At 72.0% G+C, this 19,778-nt stretch carries 19 protein-coding genes; 14 read left to right on the top strand and 5 right to left on the bottom strand.

The window, feature by feature from the left end; genetic code table 11:
- Positions 1-11: 11 nt before the first annotated feature.
- Genes hutU through ACH4D3_RS30430 form a run of 5 tightly spaced genes read left to right on the top strand, consistent with a single transcriptional unit; the run spans position 12 to position 5,823 of the window.
- Positions 12-1,676 (top strand): urocanate hydratase, encoded by a 1,665-nt coding sequence (gene hutU / locus ACH4D3_RS30450; RefSeq protein WP_398328613.1) that lies wholly within the window; start codon positions 12-14, stop codon positions 1,674-1,676.
- Positions 1,673-2,890 (top strand): allantoate amidohydrolase, encoded by a 1,218-nt coding sequence (locus ACH4D3_RS30445; RefSeq protein ID WP_398328610.1) that lies wholly within the window; start codon positions 1,673-1,675, stop codon positions 2,888-2,890. Before hutU ends, ACH4D3_RS30445 begins: the two co-directional genes overlap by 4 nt.
- Positions 2,887-4,236: a formimidoylglutamate deiminase gene (locus ACH4D3_RS30440; RefSeq protein ID WP_398328607.1), complete on the top strand. Its 1,350-nt coding sequence runs from the start codon at positions 2,887-2,889 to the stop codon at positions 4,234-4,236. The genes ACH4D3_RS30445 and ACH4D3_RS30440 overlap by 4 nt, the downstream gene beginning before the upstream one ends.
- 44 nt (positions 4,237-4,280) lie before the next feature.
- Positions 4,281-5,456: an imidazolonepropionase gene (gene hutI / locus ACH4D3_RS30435; protein WP_398328604.1), complete on the top strand. Its 1,176-nt coding sequence runs from the start codon at positions 4,281-4,283 to the stop codon at positions 5,454-5,456.
- Positions 5,457-5,490: 34 nt separating this feature from the next.
- Positions 5,491-5,823 carry a hypothetical protein gene (locus ACH4D3_RS30430; RefSeq protein WP_398328602.1) on the top strand — a complete coding sequence of 111 codons (333 nt, stop codon included), beginning with the start codon at positions 5,491-5,493 and terminating at the stop codon, positions 5,821-5,823.
- Between the two features lie 82 nt (positions 5,824-5,905).
- Here the strand turns inward: ACH4D3_RS30430 and ACH4D3_RS30425 are convergent, their stop codons facing one another.
- Positions 5,906-6,829 (bottom strand): RNA polymerase sigma factor SigF, encoded by a 924-nt coding sequence (locus ACH4D3_RS30425; RefSeq protein WP_398328599.1) that lies wholly within the window; start codon positions 6,827-6,829, stop codon positions 5,906-5,908.
- Positions 6,830-7,069: 240 nt separating this feature from the next.
- Between ACH4D3_RS30425 and ACH4D3_RS30420 the strand changes: the two genes are divergently transcribed.
- Entirely contained in the window at positions 7,070-7,447 is a 378-nt protein-coding gene (locus tag ACH4D3_RS30420; RefSeq protein ID WP_398328596.1) for an STAS domain-containing protein, read from the top strand.
- A 196-nt stretch (positions 7,448-7,643) separates the two neighbouring features.
- A complete protein-coding gene (locus tag ACH4D3_RS30415) occupies positions 7,644-8,156 on the top strand; it encodes an ATP-binding protein (RefSeq protein WP_398328593.1) in 513 nt (170 codons plus the stop codon).
- Positions 8,157-8,328: 172 nt separating this feature from the next.
- On the opposite strand, the gene ACH4D3_RS30410 is transcribed toward ACH4D3_RS30415, so the two are convergent.
- On the bottom strand, positions 8,329-9,825 hold the full coding sequence (locus ACH4D3_RS30410; RefSeq protein WP_398328590.1) for an MFS transporter: 1,497 nt from the start codon (positions 9,823-9,825) through the stop codon (positions 8,329-8,331).
- 494 nt (positions 9,826-10,319) lie between these two features.
- Between ACH4D3_RS30410 and ACH4D3_RS30405 the strand changes: the two genes are divergently transcribed.
- Positions 10,320-10,997, top strand: coding sequence for a response regulator transcription factor (locus ACH4D3_RS30405; protein WP_115742474.1), 678 nt, complete (start codon positions 10,320-10,322; stop codon positions 10,995-10,997).
- 34 nt (positions 10,998-11,031) lie between these two features.
- Entirely contained in the window at positions 11,032-12,306 is a 1,275-nt protein-coding gene (draK, locus tag ACH4D3_RS30400; protein ID WP_398328586.1) for a two-component system sensor histidine kinase DraK, read from the top strand.
- 27 nt (positions 12,307-12,333) lie between these two features.
- On the opposite strand, the gene ACH4D3_RS30395 is transcribed toward draK, so the two are convergent.
- Positions 12,334-12,924 (bottom strand): GtrA family protein, encoded by a 591-nt coding sequence (locus tag ACH4D3_RS30395; RefSeq protein WP_398328583.1) that lies wholly within the window; start codon positions 12,922-12,924, stop codon positions 12,334-12,336.
- Between the two features lie 164 nt (positions 12,925-13,088).
- Here ACH4D3_RS30395 and ACH4D3_RS30390 point away from each other — a divergent pair, with 164 nt between their 5' ends.
- The 4 genes from ACH4D3_RS30390 (at position 13,089) to ACH4D3_RS30375 (ending at position 17,257) form a co-directional block, all read left to right on the top strand.
- On the top strand, positions 13,089-14,228 hold the full coding sequence (locus tag ACH4D3_RS30390) for a 5-(carboxyamino)imidazole ribonucleotide synthase (RefSeq protein ID WP_398328580.1): 1,140 nt from the start codon (positions 13,089-13,091) through the stop codon (positions 14,226-14,228).
- On the top strand, positions 14,225-14,767 hold the full coding sequence (gene purE, locus ACH4D3_RS30385) for a 5-(carboxyamino)imidazole ribonucleotide mutase (RefSeq protein WP_398328577.1): 543 nt from the start codon (positions 14,225-14,227) through the stop codon (positions 14,765-14,767). The genes ACH4D3_RS30390 and purE overlap by 4 nt, the downstream gene beginning before the upstream one ends.
- 14 nt (positions 14,768-14,781) lie before the next feature.
- Positions 14,782-15,960: a dipeptidase gene (locus ACH4D3_RS30380; RefSeq protein ID WP_398328574.1), complete on the top strand. Its 1,179-nt coding sequence runs from the start codon at positions 14,782-14,784 to the stop codon at positions 15,958-15,960.
- Positions 15,961-16,126: 166 nt separating this feature from the next.
- Entirely contained in the window at positions 16,127-17,257 is a 1,131-nt protein-coding gene (locus tag ACH4D3_RS30375; protein WP_398328571.1) for a dipeptidase, read from the top strand.
- A gap of 38 nt (positions 17,258-17,295) precedes the next feature.
- On the opposite strand, the gene ACH4D3_RS30370 is transcribed toward ACH4D3_RS30375, so the two are convergent.
- A complete protein-coding gene (locus tag ACH4D3_RS30370) occupies positions 17,296-17,655 on the bottom strand; it encodes a VOC family protein (RefSeq protein WP_398328568.1) in 360 nt (119 codons plus the stop codon).
- Between the two features lie 120 nt (positions 17,656-17,775).
- On the opposite strand from ACH4D3_RS30370, the gene ACH4D3_RS30365 reads away from it, so the two are divergent.
- Positions 17,776-18,282 carry a CGNR zinc finger domain-containing protein gene (locus ACH4D3_RS30365; RefSeq protein ID WP_398328566.1) on the top strand — a complete coding sequence of 169 codons (507 nt, stop codon included), beginning with the start codon at positions 17,776-17,778 and terminating at the stop codon, positions 18,280-18,282.
- 121 nt (positions 18,283-18,403) lie between these two features.
- Here the strand turns inward: ACH4D3_RS30365 and ACH4D3_RS30360 are convergent, their stop codons facing one another.
- A complete protein-coding gene (locus ACH4D3_RS30360) occupies positions 18,404-19,747 on the bottom strand; it encodes a UDP-glucose dehydrogenase family protein (protein WP_398328564.1) in 1,344 nt (447 codons plus the stop codon).
- Between the last annotated feature and the right edge of the window lie 31 nt (positions 19,748-19,778).

Raw genomic sequence — 19,778 nt, 5'->3', positions numbered from 1 at the left:
GGAGGCAGACCATGTCCGGACCTCGTCCTGTCCGAGCGCCACGCGGTACCGAGCCGAGCGCCCTGGGCTGGCAGCAGGAGGCCGCCCTGCGGATGCTGCAGAACAACCTCGACCCGGAGGTCGCCGAGCACCCCGACAAGCTCGTCGTCTACGGCGGCACCGGCAAGGCGGCCCGCGACTGGCGCTCCTTCGACGCGATGGTGCGGACCCTGCGCACCCTCAAGCAGGACGAGACGATGCTCGTCCAGTCCGGCCGCCCGGTCGGCGTCATGCAGACCCACGAGTGGGCCCCGCGCGTCCTCATCGCCAACTCCAACCTCGTCGGCGACTGGGCCAACTGGGAGGAGTTCCGCCGCCTGGAGGCCCTCGGCCTGACCATGTACGGGCAGATGACGGCCGGCTCCTGGATCTACATCGGCACCCAGGGCATCCTCCAGGGCACCTACGAGACCTTCGCCGCCGTCGCCGCCAAGAAGTTCGGCGGCACCCTGGCCGGGACCATCACCCTCACCGCAGGACTCGGCGGCATGGGCGGCGCCCAGCCCCTCGCGGTCACCATGAACGACGGCGTCGTGATCTGCGTCGACTGCGACCCGCGCGCCATCGACCGCCGCATCGAGCACCGCTACCTCGACGTGAAGGCCGACTCCCTCGACCACGCCCTCCAGCTGGCCACCGAGGCCCGCGACCGGCGCAGGCCGCTGTCCATCGGCGTCCTCGGCAACGCCGCCGAGCTGGTCCCGCAGCTGCTCGCCATGGGCGCCCCGATCGACATCGTCACCGACCAGACCTCGGCCCACGACCCGCTGGCCTACCTGCCCACCGGCATCGCCTTCGAGGACATGGCCGACGCCGCCGCCAAGGACCCGGCCGGCTTCACCACCCGGGCCCGCGAGTCCATGGCCCGGCACGTCGAGGCCATGGTCGGCTTCCAGGACGCCGGTGCCGAGGTCTTCGACTACGGCAACTCCATCCGGGGCGAGGCCCAGCTCGCCGGGTACGGCCGGGCGTTCGCCTTCCCGGGCTTCGTACCGGCGTACATCCGCCCGCTGTTCTGCGAGGGCAAGGGCCCCTTCCGCTGGGCCGCCCTGTCCGGCGACCCCGCCGACATCGCCAAGACCGACAAGGCGATCCTCGACCTCTTCCCGGAGAACGAGTCGCTGGCCCGCTGGATCAAGATGGCGGGGGAGCGCGTCCACTTCCAGGGCCTGCCCGCCCGCATCTGCTGGCTCGGCTACGGCGAGCGGGACAAGGCCGGCGAGCGCTTCAACGACATGGTCGCGAGCGGCGAGCTGGCCGCACCGATCGTCATCGGCCGCGACCACCTCGACTGCGGCTCCGTCGCCTCCCCGTACCGCGAGACCGAGGCGATGCTCGACGGCTCCGACGCCATCGCCGACTGGCCGCTGCTCAACGCCATGGTCAACGTGGCCTCCGGTGCCTCCTGGGTCTCCCTCCACCACGGTGGCGGCGTCGGCATGGGCCGCTCCATCCACGCCGGGCAGGTCACCGTTGCCGACGGCACCCCGCTCGCCGGGGAGAAGATCCGCCGGGTGCTCACCAACGACCCCGGCATGGGCGTCATCCGGCACGTCGACGCCGGGTACGACATCGCCGAGTCGGTGGCGGCCGAGCGCGACGTGCGGGTGCCGATGCGCGAGGGTGACGGCGCGTGAGCTTCCACAGCATGTGGGCGGAGCTGCTGCCGGTCGGCCGCAGCTCCGCCTCCGGCGGCTACCGCCGCGCCGCCTGGACCGGCGCCGACGCCGACTGCCGGACCTGGTTCCAGGAGCAGGCCGAGGCACGCGGCCTGGCCTACGAGACCGACCGCAACGGCAACCAGTGGGCCTGGCTCGGCGACCCGGCGGCCGGTAACGCCGTCGTCACCGGGTCCCACCTGGACTCCGTGCCCGACGGCGGCGCCTTCGACGGCCCCCTCGGCGTGGTCTCCGCCTTCGCCGCCCTGGACGAACTGCGCGGGAGGGGAGCGCGGTTCACCAGGCCGCTCGGCATCGTCAACTTCGGCGACGAGGAGGGCGCCCGCTTCGGCCTCGCCTGCGTCGGCTCCCGGCTCACCGCGGGCGCGCTCACCGTCGAGCAGGCGCACCGCCTCACCGACGGCGACGGCATCACCCTCCCGCAGGCCATGGAGTCCGCCGGGTACGACCCGGGCACCCTGGGCCCCGACCCCGAACGGCTGGCCCGCATCGGTGCCTTCGTCGAACTCCACGTCGAGCAGGGCCGCGCCCTCGACCTGTCCGGCGACCGTGTCGGCATCGCCTCCGCCATCTGGCCGCACGGACGCTGGCGGTTCGACTTCCGGGGCGAGGCCAACCACGCCGGCACCACCCGCCTCGCCGACCGGCACGACCCGATGCTGTCGTACGCCGAGACCGTCCTCGCCGCCCGCCGCGAGGCCGAACTCGCCGGCGCCGTGGCCACCTTCGGCAAGATCGGCGTCGAGCCCAACGGCGTCAACGCCGTCCCCTCCCTGGTACGCGGCTGGCTCGACTCCCGCGCCGCCGACCAGGCGAGCCTGGACACCGTGGTCACCGGCATCGAGAAGGCCGCCCGTGAGTACGCCGCGGCCCAGGGCGTGGACCTCGACGTGGTCCGCGAGTCCTTCACGCCCGTCGTCGAGTTCGACCACGCCCTGCGCGACGAACTCGCCCGCATCCTCGGCACGGAGACGGAGCTGAGGGTGCCCGTCCTCGGCACCGGCGCCGGACACGACGCCGGAATCCTCGCCGACCGCATCCCGACCGCCATGCTGTTCGTACGCAACCCCACCGGCGTCTCGCACTCCCCGGCCGAGTACGCCGCCGAGGACGACTGCGTGGCCGGGGTGAACGCACTCGCCGACGTACTGGAAGGGCTGGCCTGCACGTGACCTCCTCCGAGCGGACCCGCACGTACTGGCTGGAGCACGCCTGGCTCGGCACCCACGTCGAGCCGGGTGTCGCCGTGGACGTGAGCGACGGCCGCATCGCCGCGGTCCGGACGGGCGTCCCCACCCCGCCCCCGGGCGCCGAGATCCTGCGCGGACTGACCCTGCCCGGCCTCGCCAACGCGCACAGCCACGCCTTCCACCGCGCGCTGCGCGGCACCGTCCAGGTCGGCTCGGGCACCTTCTGGACCTGGCGAGAGGTGATGTACTCGGTCGCCGACCGGCTGACCCCGGACACCTACCACGCCCTCGCCCGCGCCGTGTACGCCGAGATGGCGCTGGCGGGCATCACCGCCGTCGGCGAGTTCCACTACGTGCACCACGCGCCCGGAGGCACCCCCTACGCCGACCCCAACGCGATGGGCGAGGCGCTGATCGAGGCCGCCGCCGAAGCCGGTGTCCGCATCACCCTCCTCGACACCTGCTACCTGTCCTCCGGCTTCGGCGACCCCCCGAACACCCACCAGCTCCGCTTCTCCGACGGCACGGCTCAGGCCTGGGCCGAACGCTGTTCAGTTCTCAAGGAACGGGATCACGCACGGATCGGGGCCGCGATCCACTCCGTACGGGCCGTGCCCGCGGACCAGTTGGCGACCGTGGCGCAGTGGGCCGAGGCGCGGCGGGCCCCGCTGCATGTGCACCTGTCCGAGCAGACCGCCGAGAACGACGCCTGCCGCCAGGCCCACGGCCGCACCCCGACCCGCCTCCTCGCCGACCACGGGGTGCTGGGCGCCCGCACCACCGGCGTCCACAACACCCACCTCACCGACGAGGACATCGCCCTGCTCGGCGGCAGCCGCACCGGCACCTGCATGTGCCCCACCACGGAACGGGACCTGGCCGACGGCATCGGCCCCGCGGCCGCGCTCCAACGGGCCGGCTCCCCGCTCTCCCTCGGCTCGGACAGCCACGCCGTCGTCGACCTGCTGGAAGAAGCGCGCGCCATGGAGCTGAACGAGCGCCTGCGCACCCGCGCCCGCGGCCACTGGACCGCCGCCGCCCTGCTGCGGGCCGCCACCGCCGACGGGCACGCCGCCCTCGGCTGGGACGACACCGGCCGCATCGAGGCCGGAGCCCGTGCCGACCTCGCGACGGTCGCGCTGGACTCGGTCAGGACAGCGGGGCCGCTGCCCAGGCTCGGCGCCGAGACGGCCGTATTCGCCGCGACGGCAGCGGACGTACGGCACACGGTCGTGGGCGGGCGGCACGTCGTACGCGACGGGGCGCACGCCCTCGTACCGGATGTGCCGCAGGCCCTGGCGCGGGCCGTCGAAGCCCTGCGCGCCTGAGCAGAACGACCAGCCCCCGCCCCCACGAGGACACCAGGGACCCCATGAGCAGCAGCACCGTCATCACCAACATCGCCGCACTCGTCACCAACGACCCCTCCCTCGGCGACCACTCCCCGCTCGGTCTGGTCCGGGACGCGGCCGTCGTCATCGAGGGCGACCGCGTCGTGTGGACCGGTGAATCAAGCAAAGCACCCGCCACTGACAATCGGGTCGACGCCGCCGGCCGGGCGGTCCTCCCCGGCTTCGTCGACTCCCACTCCCACCTCCTCTTCGCGGGCGACCGCACCGAGGAGTTCAACGCCCGGATGTCCGGCCGCCCCTACAGCGCGGGCGGCATCCGCACCACCGTCGCCGCCACCCGCGCCGCGAGCGACGCGGAACTGGAGGCGTCCCTCACCCGCTACCTCGCCGAGGCCCTGCGCCAGGGCACCACGACCTTCGAGACCAAGTCCGGCTACGGCCTGACCACCGCCGACGAGTCCCGCGCCCTGCGCGTCGCCGCCCGCCACACCGACGAGGTCACCTTCCTCGGCGCCCACATCGTCGCCCCCGAACTCGCCGACGACCCCGCCGCCTACGTCGACCTGGTCACCGGCGAGATGCTCGACGCCTGCGCCCCGCACGCCCGCTGGATCGACGTGTTCTGCGAGCAGGGCGCCTTCGACGGCGACCAGGCCCGCGCGATCCTCACCGCGGGCCGGGCCAGGGGCCTGCACCCCCGCATCCACGCCAACCAGCTCTCCTACGGCCCCGGCGTCCAACTCGCCGTCGAACTCGACGCCGCCAGCGCCGACCACTGCACCCACCTCACCGACGCCGACGTGGACGCCCTCGCGAACAGCCGTACGGTCGCGACCCTGCTGCCCGGCGCCGAGTTCTCCACCCGCGCCCAGTGGCCGGACGCCCGGCGTCTCATCGACGCGGGTGCCACGGTGGCCCTCTCCACCGACTGCAACCCCGGCTCCTCCTTCACGTCCTCCGTCCCCTTCTGTATCGCGCTCGCGGTACGGGACATGGGGATGACGCCGGACGAGGCGGTCTGGTCGGCCACCGCGGGCGGTGCCGCGGCCCTGCGCCGCGAGGACGTCGGCCGCCTGGTCCCCGGCGCGTACGCCGACCTGACGCTGCTCGACGCCCCGAGCCACGTCCACCTGGCCTACCGGCCCGGGGTGCCCCTGGTCGCGGGGGTGTGGCGGCGGGGCGTGCGTAAGCTGTGACCCGCGTGTGAACCGGGGAGCGGGGGCGAGGCGGATGGCGAGGCACTGGCGGGCATGGGGTGCGCCGTTCCTGGTGAACCTGCTCCTCGGCGTTCCGGCCGTGGTGCCGATCTGGCTCGTCTGGTACCTGCTGGCGAACTGGCCGCTGGCCGAGCTCGGCTGGACCGTGCGCGAGCCGACGGAGAACGACGGCATGGCGCTGTGGCTGGTGATCGTCGTCCCGGTCGTCGCGCTGTTCGGGATCGTCTGGTGGCTGGCCAACAGACCCCTGCGGCGCGGGACCTCCCTCGCCCCGCGCCCGTTCTGGCTGCTGTGCGTCCTGGTGCCGTTCCTGCCGACGGCCGCCCTGGTCGCCAACTCCGTGTGAGGGCCCACGGCAGCCCGAAGGGGGGCGGCCCGGCTTCGGACCGCCCCCCTGGAGGGCAAGCGTCACACGGCGATGACGAGGACTACTCCTCGACCGTGAGCCCCTTGCGCAGCCGTACGAGTGTGCGCGACAGCAGCCGCGAGACATGCATCTGGGAGATGCCCAGCTCCTCGCCGATCTCCGACTGGGTCATGCCGGCGACGAAACGGAGGGAGAGGATCTTCCGGTCGCGGGAGGGCAGCTCGGCGATCAGCGGCTTCAGCGACTCGACGTACTCGATGCCTTCGAGCCCGTGGTCCTCGTAGCCGATGCGGTCGGCGAGCGCGCCCTCCGCGTCGTCCTCCTCCGGCTGGGCGTCCAGCGAGGAGGCGGTGTAGGCGTTGGACGCCGCCATGCCCTCGACGACCTCGTCCTTGGACAGGCCGAGGTGCTCGGCCAGCTCGGTCACCGTGGGGGCGCGGTCGAGGCGCTGGGCCAGCTCGTCACCGGCCTTCGCCAGGTCGAGCCGCAGCTCCTGGAGGCGGCGCGGGACGCGCACGGACCACGAGGTGTCGCGGAAGAAGCGCTTGATCTCGCCGATGATGGTCGGCATCGCGAACGTGGGGAACTCCACACCGCGCGACATCTCGAAGCGGTCGATCGCCTTGATCAGGCCGATGGTGCCGACCTGGATGATGTCCTCCATCGGCTCGCTGCGCGAGCGGAAGCGGGAGGCGGCGAACTTGACCAGCGCGAGGTTCAGCTCGACGAGCGTGTTGCGGACGTACGCGTACTCGTGGGTGCCTTCCTCCAGCGACTCCAGCCGCTCGAAGAGGGTCTTGGACAGGGCCCTGGCGTCCGCCGGAGCGACCTCGTCGTACGCGGGGATGTCCGGAAGCCCGGCGAGTGCGCCGTCGTCGACGACCGCGTCATGGTGCTCGATGGGATCCAGATGTTCCGGAGGGAGTGTCGACGTCGCTTCTTGGGTACGCGATCCGTCGAGCCGGGGTGACATGATGTCCTCCATCGTTCTCGGCATACGGCTGCCGAAGCCAAATTCGTGCACTGCGGTGTGCGGCGCCTCCAAAGCCGGCCGTGTCGGTTTACGTGTCCTACTAGCCCTACCGGGTTTACCGAGCTGACCGCAAGTGTGTTCTGTGCGGGTATGTCCGTTTGTGTGCGGTTGTTCGGGTGTCGGAGTGCGGTGGGAAGGCGTAGTGTTCGAGTGCGTCAGCAAGCAGTCACGACCTCGGGAGAGAGAAACGGCATGGACCGCGGGACGGTCGGCAGTGCCCAGTCGGGCCGGCTTCTGGTCGAGGTACGGGAAGAGGGCGCCAGCGCCGTCGTGACCCCGGCGGGTGAGCTGGATCACCACACCGCCGATCTGTTGCGCGAGCCGCTGGAGGACTGTCTCGACAAGGGATTCAACCGGCTCGTCGTGGACTGCTCACGGCTGGAGTTCTGCGACTCCACGGGGCTCAACGTCCTGCTCGGCGCCCGGTTGAAGGCGGAGGCCGCGGGGGGCGGAGTGCATTTGGTGGCCATGCAGCCGGTAGTGGCGCGCGTGTTCGAGATCACGGGGGCCGAAGCGGTCTTCACCCTTCATGACACGCTTGCGGCCGCCCTGGCCGACGCGTCCGACTGAGCCGTCCTTGTCCGGCCGACGGAGGGGCGCGTGTGCTTCCCGGAGCGGGTGTTCTCACCCCGCGCCGGGTTTCGTGCGCAATACAGGGGTGTTCGTGCGATCCGGTCGGGCAGGAGACACCCTGAACCGGCTGTGTACGACACGGCTGTCTACGACTTTGAAACGTGAACTGGTGAATCGGTGAGGTGAAGCGCTGATGAGCACCACCCGGCCCTACCCGCCGGGCGACCGCGGTCCGGAGCCCGGCGGCGCTTCCGGGGCGGCGTCCGCGCCCGCCTCCGCGTCCGGGGAGGGCGGCGGGCGGCAGTCCCGCAGGCTGAGCTTCGAGGACGCGAGCGGGGTCGTCCCGCTGGCCCGTGACTTCACCCGCGAGGCGCTGTACGCCTGGGGCTGGCTGCCCTCCGCCACCGCGGACCAGCGTGCCGCCGCGGAGGACGTCCTGCTCGTGGTCTCCGAGCTGGTCACCAACGCGTGTCTCCATGCGGAGGGCCCGGACGAGCTGTCGATCACCTGCGAGAAGAAGGTGATCCGGCTGGAGGTCTCCGACCGCGGTACGGGGCAGCCGGCGCCGCGGACCCCGCACCGCGCGGGGCGCCCCGGCGGTCACGGCATGTTCATCGTGCAGCGGCTGTGCCTGGACTGGGGCGTCGTACGGACGCCGGGGGTCGCGGGCAAGCGGGTGTGGGCGGAGCTGGGGGCTCCCGCGTAGGCCTGCGGCGCTCGCGCGGGTCGTTGCCGACCCGTCTACTCGTCTACTCGTCCACCCGTCTCGACCGGCCAAGAGGCCGCCGCCCGACATGTCCACCACCGAACGCCCGGAGGGTCACCCCATCCGTCGGATGAGGTGACCCTCCGAGAAGAAGCGGGCGGGCCCGCGGGGCTCAGCGCACGTCGCCCATGAGTTCCTTGACGCGCTTGCGGTACATCCAGATCGCGACGCCCGCGACCACCGCGAGAGTGGCCTCCGCGGCGACGATGCCCGTCCGGTTGAGGTCGACGCCGGCGATGGAGAGCAGGCCGGTCGTGGCGTCACCGGCGGTGACGGCCAGGAACCAGACGCCCATCATCTGCGAGGCGTACTTCACCGGCGCCATCTTCGTCGTCACCGACAGGCCGACCGGGGAGAGCATCAGCTCACCGCAGGTCTGGACGAAGTAGATCGCCACCAGCCACATGGCAGCGGCCTTGTGGCCGCCCTCCGCGATGCCCAGCGGGGCCAGGAAGAGGAAGAAGGACGCGCCGACCAGGACCAGACCGCCGCAGAACTTGACGACCGTGCTGGGCTCCTTGCCCCGGCGGTTGAGCGCCAGCCACACCGTGGCGAAGACCGGGGCCAGGGCCATGATGATGACCGGGTTGACCGACTGGTACCAGGAGACCGGGAAGCTCCAGCCGAAGACGCTGTTGTTGGCCGAGGAGTCGGCGAACAGCGACAGGGTCGAGCCGCCCTGGTCGTAGATCATCCAGAACACGGCGGCGGCGACGAAGAACCAGATGTACGCCGACATCTTGGACTGCTCGGCGCGGTCCAGGGACTTGTCGCGCTTGATGTTGGTCAGCACCAGCACCGGGATGATCACGCCGAGCAGGGTCAGCGGAACCAGGATCCAGTTCAGGGTGTAGTGGCCGGAGAAGCCGACGATCGCGTAGAAGACGACGGCCAGCGCGGCCCAGAAGGCGGCCTTGCGCAGCGTCGAGGTCTTCTCCTCGACGGACAGCGGCTTGGGGACCACGCTGGAGTGCGCGGCCAGGTGGCGGCTGCCGATCAGGAACTGGAGCACGCCCAGGCCCATGCCGACCGCGGCGAGCGCGAAGCCCAGGTGCCAGTTGACGTTCTCGCCGATGGTGCCGATGGTCAGCGGCGCGGCGAAGGCACCGAGGTTGATGCCCATGTAGAAGACGGTGAAGCCACCGTCGCGGCGCGGGTCGTCGGGTCCGTCGTAGAGCTGGCCGACCATCGTGGAGATGTTGGCCTTCAGCAGACCCGAGCCGATGGCGACCAGGCCGAGGCCCGCGTAGAACGTGCCGGAGGACGGCAGCGCCAGCGTGAGGTGGCCGAGCATGATCACGCCGCCGGCGATGGCGACGGTCTTGCGGGGACCCCAGACTCGGTCGCCGAACCAGCCGCCCGGCATCGTGAGCAGGTACACCAGCGAGAGGTACACCGAGTAGATCGCGGTCGCGGTGCCGGCGCCGAGGCCGAGGCCACCCGGGGCGACGAGGTACAGCGGGAGCAGAGCCCTCATGCCGTAGTAGGAGAACCTCTCCCACATCTCGGTCATGAAGAGTGTGGCCAGTCCGCGGGGGTGGCCGAAGAAGGTCTTCTCGGTGCCGGGGGTGCCCGGGGTGACCGAGTCCTTCGTCAGGCTGGACGCCATGGTCGATCCTTGCTGGTCGGGACGCGCTCATGAGGCGATGCGCGCCCGGTGGGGGGCGGCCGGCACCGGCGGCCTTCCCCGCCCGTCCCACGCCTGAGGGATCCGCTCCGGATTGCGAAGCGGTGGGCGGCGGCCACCGGGATCCACGCCTCTGCGCGCGTCACTGCACGCGGTGAGGCCCGGCCACAGGTCATTCCTTTCAAGGCCGACCGTGGGGGTCGGCCCGCACACAAAAAAGACCTTCAGCGTCGAACTGTCGCCAAAGGTCCGCTGGGTGCTACAGGCGCTGATTCACCATACGGCAGGACACCGCCCGGTATGGAAGGACTTGAGACGCGGATCACAGGTAATAGTGGAACCGTGAACGATCTTTCGAAGGTTTCCTCCAGGATGGCACCCCACAGCCGCAGGTCCGGACGCGGGGGTGGCGGGGTGCGGCGGTCCGCGGGGCGATCTTGCCCCGGGCGTTGCTCCGAGCGGTCTACCATCAGGCCATGACCCGTGTACTGCTCGCCGAGGACGACGCGTCCATCTCGGAGCCGCTGGCCCGCGCACTGCGCAGGGAAGGGTACGAGGTCGAGGTGCGTGAGGACGGACCCACCGCACTCGACGCTGGGTTGCAGGGCGGCATCGACCTGGTCGTGCTGGACCTGGGCCTGCCGGGCATGGACGGACTCGAGGTCGCCCGCCGGCTGCGGTCCGAGGGCCACGCCGTGCCGATCCTGATCCTGACCGCGCGCGCCGACGAGGTGGACACCGTCGTCGGCCTGGACGCGGGCGCCGACGACTACGTCACCAAGCCCTTCCGCCTCGCCGAACTGCTCGCCCGGGTCCGGGCCCTGCTGCGCCGCGGTGCCGCCGAGCCGCCGCAGCCGCCCGCCACCCACGGTGTGCGCATCGACGTCGAGTCGCACCGGGCCTGGATGGGCGAGGAGGAGCTCCAGCTCACCGCGAAGGAGTTCGACCTGCTGCGGGTCCTGGTGCGCGACGCCGGCCGGGTCGTCACCCGCGACCAGCTGATGCGCGAGGTCTGGGACACCACCTGGTGGTCGTCGACCAAGACCCTCGACATGCACATCTCCTGGCTGCGCAAGAAGCTGGGCGACGACGCGGCCAACCCGCGCTACATCGCCACCGTGCGCGGCGTGGGCTTCCGTTTCGAGAAGAACTGAGCGAGCCCCGAGCGGGCCTCGCGGGTAAGAGGACATGCGCCGTCGACTGATCCAGTCCACGCTCGCCGTGGTGCTCGTGGTGATCGCCGTCTTCGGCGTCTCCCTCGTCATCGTCGAGACCCGGACCATCAGCAGCACGGCCCAGGAACGGGTCGACCTGGAAGCGGTGCGGCTGGCCAGCATCGTCGACAGCCGGCTCATCGGCACCGGTTCCGTCGACGAGGACTTCCTGCGGGAGCAGATCCGCGACGCCCGGTACGCCGTGATCCGCATCCCCGGCGAGCCGGTCGTCGAGGTCGGCAGCAAGCCGACGGGGGATGTCCTCCAGGGCAGGGCCACCGGCGAGGAGGGCGAGACGGTCCTCGTCGAGGAGCCCAGCTCCTCGGTGACCCGGGAGGTCGGGCGGACCCTGCTGATCATCGGTCTGGTGGCGCTGCTCGCGGTGATCGCCGCCGTAGTGCTGGCGATCCGGCAGGCCAACCGCCTCGCCTCCCCGCTCACCGACCTCGCCGAGACCGCCGAACGCCTCGGCTCCGGCGACCCGCGCCCGCGGCACAAGCGGTACGGCGTCCCCGAGCTGGACCGGGTCGCGGACGTGCTGGACTCCTCCGCGGAGCGCATCGCCCGGATGCTCACCGCCGAGCGCCGGCTGGCCGCCGACGCCTCCCACCAGCTGCGCACGCCGCTGACCGCGCTGTCGATGCGGCTGGAGGAGATCACCCTGACCGACGAGCCGGAGACGGTGAAGGAGGAGGCGACGATCGCGCTGTCGCAGGTGGAACGGCTGACGGATGTCGTGGACCGGCTGCTCACCAACTCCCGCGACCCGCGCAGCGGCTCCGCCGTCACCTTCGAGCTGGACGACGTCATCCAGCAGCAGATCGCCGAATGGCGCCCGGCCTACCGCAGTGAGGGGCGGGCCATCGTCAGTTCCGGCAAGCGCCATCTGACGGCCGTGGGCACCCCGGGCGCCGTGGCGCAGGTGCTGGCCGCGCTGATCGAGAACTCCCTGATGCACGGCGGCGGCACGGTGGCCCTGCGGACCCGGGTGACCGGCAACCAGGCCGTGGTCGAGGTCACCGACGAGGGCCCCGGCGTCCCGGGCGACCTGGGGGCGCGGATCTTCGAGCGCGCGATCAGCGGGCGCAACTCCACCGGCATCGGGCTCGCCGTCGCCCGCGATCTCGCGGAGGCGGACGGCGGCCGCCTCGAACTGCTCCAGGGGCGTCCGCCGGTCTTCGGGCTGTTCCTGTCCCGCACGCCGCCCTCGAAGAAGTCCTCGGCGGACGGTGGGGAGACCGTGCGCTGAGCGCCCCCCTCGGGTGAGGGGAGCGCGTCAGCGGTGGCCGGCGGGCGCGCCGTCCGCGCGAGGGACCGCAGTCGGGTGCTCGTGCTCCAGGAAGGTCTCCGCCCGCGTCACCGGCTCACGGGCGGGCAGCGCGCGGAAGACCCAGCTGCGGTACGACCAGAAGCGGAACAGGGTGCCGATCCCGATGCCGAGGAACTTGAAGATGTTGCTCTGCAGCGGGCTGTCCCAGCCGAACCCGTACGTCGCCGTGTAGAGCACGCCGTTCTCGATGACCAGGCCGACCGCGCTGAACAGCAGGAACAGCGACATCTCGCGGGTCTGGCCGCTCTTGTCCCGGTCGCGGTAGGTGAAGTAGCGGAAGCCCACGTAGTTGAAGACGATCGCGACGACCGTGGCGATGATGCTGGCCCGCACCACCTGGAGGTCGGTGGTGTGCCGTACGAAGTTGAAGACGAGGAGGTTGACCAGCACCCCCGCGCCGCCCACGGCGCCGAACTTCACGACCTCGCGCACGAGACCGTCGATCCGCTCCCGCATCCCGGCCCGCTCCCGGGTCCCGGCACGGGGCGCGTCGGGCGCGGAGGGAGCCGTCTGAGCACCCGAGGAACCATGTCCCATGGTCGTGCAGGCCCCCGTCCAGGGTTGGCGTCAATCCGTTCATGCTAACCACCCGGACGCGCGATCTTCCTGCGGACGGACCCACGCGGGCCGGAACGGGCGCCGGGACCGGCGGGAAACGGCCGGTAAACAGGTGGGCCGCGTGCGGCCGATACGCTAGGGGTGTGACGTTCCCGGTAGTCGGCATGGTCGGCGGTGGCCAGCTCGCTCGTATGACACACGAGGCGGGCATCCCGTTGGGCATCAGGTTCAAGCTTCTCAGTGACACTCCCCAGGACTCTGCGGCGCAGGTCGTGAACGAAGTCGTCGTCGGCGACTATCGCGATCTGGACACGTTGCGCGAGTTCGCGCGCGGCTGTGACGTGATCACCTTCGATCACGAACATGTGCCGACCGAGCACCTCAAGGCCCTGGAGGCGGACGGCATCCCCGTCCGCCCCGGTCCCGAGGCGCTCGTGCACGCCCAGGACAAGGGCGTGATGCGCGCGAAGCTCGACGCGATCGGCGTGCCCTGCCCGCGCCACCGGATCGTGCGCGATCCGGCCGACGTGGCCGCCTTCGCGGACGAGGGGGACGGTTTCCCCGTCGTCCTCAAGACGGTCCGCGGCGGGTACGACGGCAAAGGCGTGTGGGTCGTGGACTCCGTCGAGGAGGCCGCCGAGCCGTTCCGCGCCGGAGTGCCCGTGCTGGCGGAGGAGAAGGTCGACTTCGTCCGCGAGCTGGCCGCCAACGTGGTCCGCTCCCCGCACGGCCAGGCGGTCGCCTACCCGGTCGTCGAGTCCCAGCAGGTCGGCGGCGTCTGCGACACGGTGATCGCGCCCGCCCCCGACCTCGACGAGGCGCTGGCCCTGCGCGCCGAGGAGATGGCGCTCGGCATCGCCAAGGAGCTGGGCGTCGTCGGCCACCTCGCCGTCGAGCTGTTCCAGACCCGCGACGGCCGCGTCCTGGTCAACGAACTGGCGATGCGCCCGCACAACTCCGGCCACTGGACCATGGACGGCGCGATCACCTCGCAGTTCGCCAACCACGTCCGCGCGGTCCTCGACCTCCCCCTCGGCGACCCGCGCCCGCGCGCCAGGTGGACGGTGATGGTCAACGTCCTGGGCGGCGACTACCCGGACATGTACTCCGCGTACCTGCACTGCATGGCCCGCGACCCGCAGCTCAAGATCCACATGTACGGCAAGGACGTGAAGCCCGGCCGCAAGGTCGGCCACGTCAACACCTACGGCGACGACCTGGACGACGTGCTGGAGCGCGCCCGTCACGCTGCCGGCTACCTGAGAGGGACGATCACCGAATGAGCCAGGCCAGCCCGGTGACCCCGGTCGTAGGCATCGTCATGGGGTCGGACTCCGACTGGCCCGTCATGGAGGCCGCCGCCAAGGCCCTCGACGAGTTCGAGGTCCCCTACGAGGTCGACGTCGTCTCCGCGCACCGCATGCCGCACGAGATGATCGCGTACGGCGAGCAGGCCGCCGGACGCGGCCTCAAGGCGATCATCGCCGGGGCCGGGGGCGCCGCCCACCTGCCCGGCATGCTCGCCTCGGTCACGCCGCTGCCGGTCATCGGCGTCCCGGTGCCGTTGAAGTACCTGGACGGCATGGACAGCCTGCTGTCCATCGTGCAGATGCCGGCCGGCGTCCCCGTGGCCACGGTCTCCGTCGGCGGCGCCCGCAACGCCGGTCTGCTGGCCGCCCGCATCCTGGCCGCCCACGACGAGGAACTGCTCGGCCGGATGCGCGAGTTCCAGCAGGAGCTGAACGACCAGGCCACCGAGAAGGGCAAGCGACTGCGCAACAAGGTCGCCGGCTCGGCGGCCGGTTTCGGATTCGGAAAGTGACGGAGGGAACGCGGATGACCTCGCTGGACCGGGCCCGGGAACTGCTGCGCGAGTTCCCGGTCGTCGACGGGCACAACGACCTGCCCTGGGCGCTGCGCGAACAGGTCCGCTACGACCTCGACGCCCGCGACATCGCCGCCGACCAGTCGGCCCACCTGCACACCGACCTGGCCCGGCTGCGCTCCGGCGGCGTCGGCGCGCAGTACTGGTCGGTGTACGTCCGCTCCGACCTGCCCGGCGCGGTGACGGCGACGCTGGAGCAGATCGACTGCGTACGGCGGCTGATCGACCGCCACCCCGGCGAGCTGCGGGCCGCCCTGACCGCCGCCGACATGGAGGCCGCCCGCGCCGAGGGCCGGATCGCGTCCCTGATGGGCGCCGAGGGCGGCCACTCCATCGACAACTCGCTGGCCACCCTGCGCGCCCTGTACGCGCTCGGCGTGCGCTACATGACCCTCACCCACAACGACAACGTCGCGTGGGCGGACTCGGCGACCGACGAGCCCGGTGTCGGGGGCCTGTCGGCCTTCGGCCGCGAGGTCGTGCGGGAGATGAACCGCGAGGGCATGCTGGTCGACCTCTCGCACGTCGCGGCGACGACCATGCGTGACGCGCTGGAGACCTCCACCGCGCCGGTGATCTTCTCGCACTCGTCCTCCCGCGCGGTGTGCGACCACCCGCGCAACATCCCGGACGACGTCCTGGAGCGGCTGCCGGCCAACGGCGGCATGGCGATGGTGACGTTCGTGCCGAAGTTCGTGCTCCAGGCCGCGGTCGACTGGACCGCCGAGGCCGACGACAACATGCGCGCGCACGGCTTCCACCACCTCGACTCCAGCGCCGAGGCGATGAAGGTGCACGCCGCCTTCGAGGAGCGCGTCCCCCGCCCCGTCGCCACCGTGTCCACGGTCGCCGACCACCTCGACCACATGCGCGAGGTCGCCGGCATCGACCACCTCGGCCTCGGCGGCGACTACGACGGCACGCCCTTCACCCCGGAAGGCCTCGGCGACGTCTCCGGCTACCCGAACCTGATCGCCGAGCTGCTGGAGCGCGGCTGGTCCCAGTCCGACCTGGCCAAGCTGACCTGGAAGAACGCGGTCCGCGTACTCGACGCCGCCGAGGACGTGGCCCGGGGGCTTCAGGCGACGCGGGGGCCGTCCAACGCGTCGTTGGAGGAGCTCGACGGCTGAGCCGTCACCTCTCCCAGGGCGGGGCAGCCGGTGTATCCGGTCGCCCCGCCCACTCGTGTCCGGGGGAGGGCCGAGCCGCGTACCCCCGAACGCCCCACCCACCAGGAAGCCCTTACCGCCGCGTGCCACGGTGGCCGTACCTCACGACGACCGTACGGAGCCCGTCATGGCAGACCTCCAGGACGACCTGCACACCGGTACCGAGGCCGGTGGGCTCGACGACCTGCCCGTGCCGCTCGCCGCGGAGGCCTTTCCGCCGGAGCCCTACGCTCCCGTGTCCGACCCCGACGACGAGCCGCTGACCCGGGCGCACGCCGTGCTGGCCGCCCATCCCGTCGCCGACGGCTGCAACGGCCTGCCCTGGGCGCTCAGGCACCTGCCCTGGTACGACCTGGAGCTGGGCGAGAGCGCCGTCGACACCGACGTGCCGCGGCTGCGCGAGGGACACGTGGGGGCGCTGCTGTGGTCGCTGCACCTGCCCGAGTCCCTCGACGGGGACCGCGCGGTCGGCGCCACGCTGGAGCAGCTCGACCTGGTCAAGACGGTCGTGCGGGCCCACCCGGAGGGGCTGCGCCTGGCGTACGACGCGGGGCAGGCCATCGACGCCCGCAACTGCGGCCGGGTCGCCGTGCTGCCCGGTCCCGCGGGCGCCGCCGCCCTCGGCGACCGCCTCGGCATCCTGCGCTCCCTGCACGCCCTCGGCCTGCGCGTACTGACGCTGTCCGGGGCGAGCTGGGCGAGCGAGGCGGGGCTGACCCGGTTCGGCGAGGAGGTCGTCCGGGAGATGAACCGGCTCGGTGTGGTCGCCGACCTCTCCGGCGCCGGTGCCGAGACCGTCCGCCGCACCTTCGCGGTGTCCAAGGCGCCGGTGCTGTGCACCCGCTCCGCCGCCCGCGCCCTGCGCCCGCACCCCGCCAACCTGCCCGACGACCTGCTGGTGGAGCTGGGCGCGGCCGGCGGTCTGTGCATGGTGCCGCTGACCGCCGAGCAGACCGGCCCGACCGTCCGGGACGTCGCCGACCACCTCGACCACGTCCGGACGGTGGCCGGCCCGGAGAGCGTCGGCCTGTCCGGCACCTACGACACCGGCACCGCCCACCCGCTGGAGCTGGGCGACCCCTCCTGCTACCCCCGGCTGATCGCCGAACTGCTCCGCCGCGGCTGGGACGAGGCGGACGTGGCCCTGCTGACCTGGGGCAACGTCCAGCGGGTCCTGCGTGCCGCCGCCTTCACGGCGAAGGCGGCCCAGCTGCGCCGCGAGCCGTCCACGGCGACCATCGCCGACCTGGACGGATAGTCGGCGCGAGTGTCACGCGCGCGCGGTCCGGCAGGCGCTCAGCAGGCGCAGAGGCAGAACGGATGCCCGGCCGGGTCGGCGTAGACCCGGAAGGTGCGGGTGCGGTCCTCCGTGTCCAGCGGCCTCGCGCCCAGCTCGAGGACGTCCTTCTCGGCCGCGTCCAGGTCCGGGACGGTGAGGTCGAGGTGGAACTGCTGCGAGTCGTCGGGCGCGGGCCACTTCGGCGGCACGAACCCGGGGGCCGCCTGGAAGGCCAGCGCCCGTCCGTCCGGCAGCGTCAGGTCCACCCAGTCGCCCTCGCCCTCGACGGTGCCGCCGAGCACGTCGGCGTAGAAGCGGGCCAGTGCACGGGGCTCGGGACAGTCCAGGACGACGGCGCCCAGTTCGGCGACAGCCATGACTTCCTCCTTGAAGTACGCGGTCTTCGGTTGTCGGCACCATTGGCACGGTTACCAGCACAGTGCGGGTAACCGGTAACGGTTACTGCATGCTGCCGTATTGGCGGTAACGTCGCAAGCATGAGTGAGAGATCGCCCGCACCGGGCGGCCTGGGCCTGGTCGAGACCCTGGTGAACACGCTGGACCTCGAGACGGGCGCCGACTCGCTGGACACGGAGGAGGGCCGGGCACCGCTCGGCCTGACGCAGGACGACGTACCCGCGGCCCGGGAGCTGCGCGAGTCCCTGCGCGCGACCCTGCTCGCCCACGCCGGCCACCCGCCGCACCGCGCGGTGACGCCGCTGGGCGAGCTGCTGGCCGCCGTCCCGCTGGTCGTCACCGTCGACCCGGCCGACGGCTCAGCCGCCCTCGCCCCGGCCGGGGAGGGCTCCCTGACCGCCCGCGTCGCCGCCGCAGTCGCTCAGGCGCTGGTGGCCGGCACCTGGAGCCGCTTCAAGGCGTGCGAGGCCGCCGACTGCCACTGGGCGTACTACGACCGCAGCCCCGGGGGACGCGGCCGCTGGTGTTCCATGCAGGTGTGCGGGGCCCGCGCCAAGATGCGCCGGTACCGGGCCAAGGACTCGTAAACACCGCCCGTTTCACGGGCCGCCCGGCCGCACCCTGCGGCAGAATGCGGACGGACGCCGGTTCGGCCGACTGAGCCTCGGCCGAACCGGCGTCACCCGCATCCGCACCCGCCCTGACGGACTAGGCCGTCGGACGGCCCATCGCCCGGTACGTCCAGCCGGCCTTCCGCCACAGCGCCGGGTCCAGGGCGTTGCGCCCGTCCAGGATCACCCGGGCCGCCGTCGCCTCGCCCAGCACCTCGGGGTCCAGCTCGCGGAACTCCCGCCACTCGGTGAGGTGCAGGACCACGTCCGCGCCCCGCACCGCCGCCAGCGCCGAGTCGGCGTAGCCGAGGGTCGGGAAGAGCCGCCGGGCGTTCTCCATGCCCTTGGGGTCGTACACCGTCACCTGGGCGCCCTGGAGGTGCACCTGCCCGGCGACGTTCAGCGCGGGGGAGTCCCGTACGTCGTCCGAGTCGGGCTTGAAGGTGGCGCCGAGCACCGCGACGCGCTTGCCGAGGAAGGGGCCGCCGCCCAGCGCCTGCCGGGTCAGCTCCACCATCTGGCCGCGCTGGCGCATGTTGATGGAGTCGATCTCGCGCAGGAAGGTCAGTGCCTGGTCGGCGCCCAGCTCACCGGCGCGCGCCATGAACGCCCGGATGTCCTTCGGCAGACAGCCGCCGCCGAAGCCGATCCCGGCCCGCAGGAACTTCTTGCCGATCCGGTCGTCGTACCCGATCGCCTCCGCCAGCTTGGCGACGTCGCCGCCCGCCGCCTCGCAGACCTCCGCCATCGCGTTGATGAAGGAGATCTTGGTGGCGAGGAAGGAGTTCGCGGCGGTCTTCACCAGCTCGGCCGTCGGGAAGTCCGTGACGACGAACGGCGAGCCCTCCTCGATCGGCGTCGCGTACACCTCGCGCAGCAGCCGCTCGGCCCGCTCGCTGCGCACCCCGACCACCAGGCGGTCGGGGTGCAGGGTGTCCTCGACGGCGAAGCCCTCGCGCAGGAACTCCGGGTTCCAGGCCAGCTCGGCCCCGTCGCCGGCCGGCGCGTGCTCGGCCAGGTAGGCGGCCAGCCGGTCGGCGGAGCCCACCGGCACGGTCGACTTGCCGACGACCAGCGCGGGGCCGGTCAGGTGCGGTGCCAGCGAGGCCAGCGCGGAGTCGACGTACGACATGTCGCAGGCGTACTCGCCGTGCTTCTGCGGGGTGTTCACACACAGGAAGTGCACGTCGCCGAAGGCCGCGACCTCGGCGAAGTCGGTGGTGAAGCGCAGCCTCCCGCTGGAGCCCTCGATCCCGGCGACGTGCCTGGCCAGCAGCTCCTCAAGGCCCGGCTCGTACATCGGGACCTGGCCCCGCTGGAGCATCTCGATCTTCTCGGGCACCACGTCGAGACCCAGCACCTCGAAACCGAGCTCGGCCATGGCCGCCGCGTGGGTGGCGCCGAGATAGCCGGTACCGATCACGGTGATCTTCAGGGCCATGGATGCGCTCCAGAGGTGTACGGCACGGTTG

Origin of the sequence: Streptomyces sp. NPDC018026, from assembly GCF_044327745.1 — a bacterium.
Lineage (GTDB): Bacteria > Actinomycetota > Actinomycetes > Streptomycetales > Streptomycetaceae > Streptomyces > Streptomyces rubrogriseus.
Note: the sequence above shows the minus strand (reverse complement) of the source record. Positions and strands in the feature narration are given on the sequence as shown.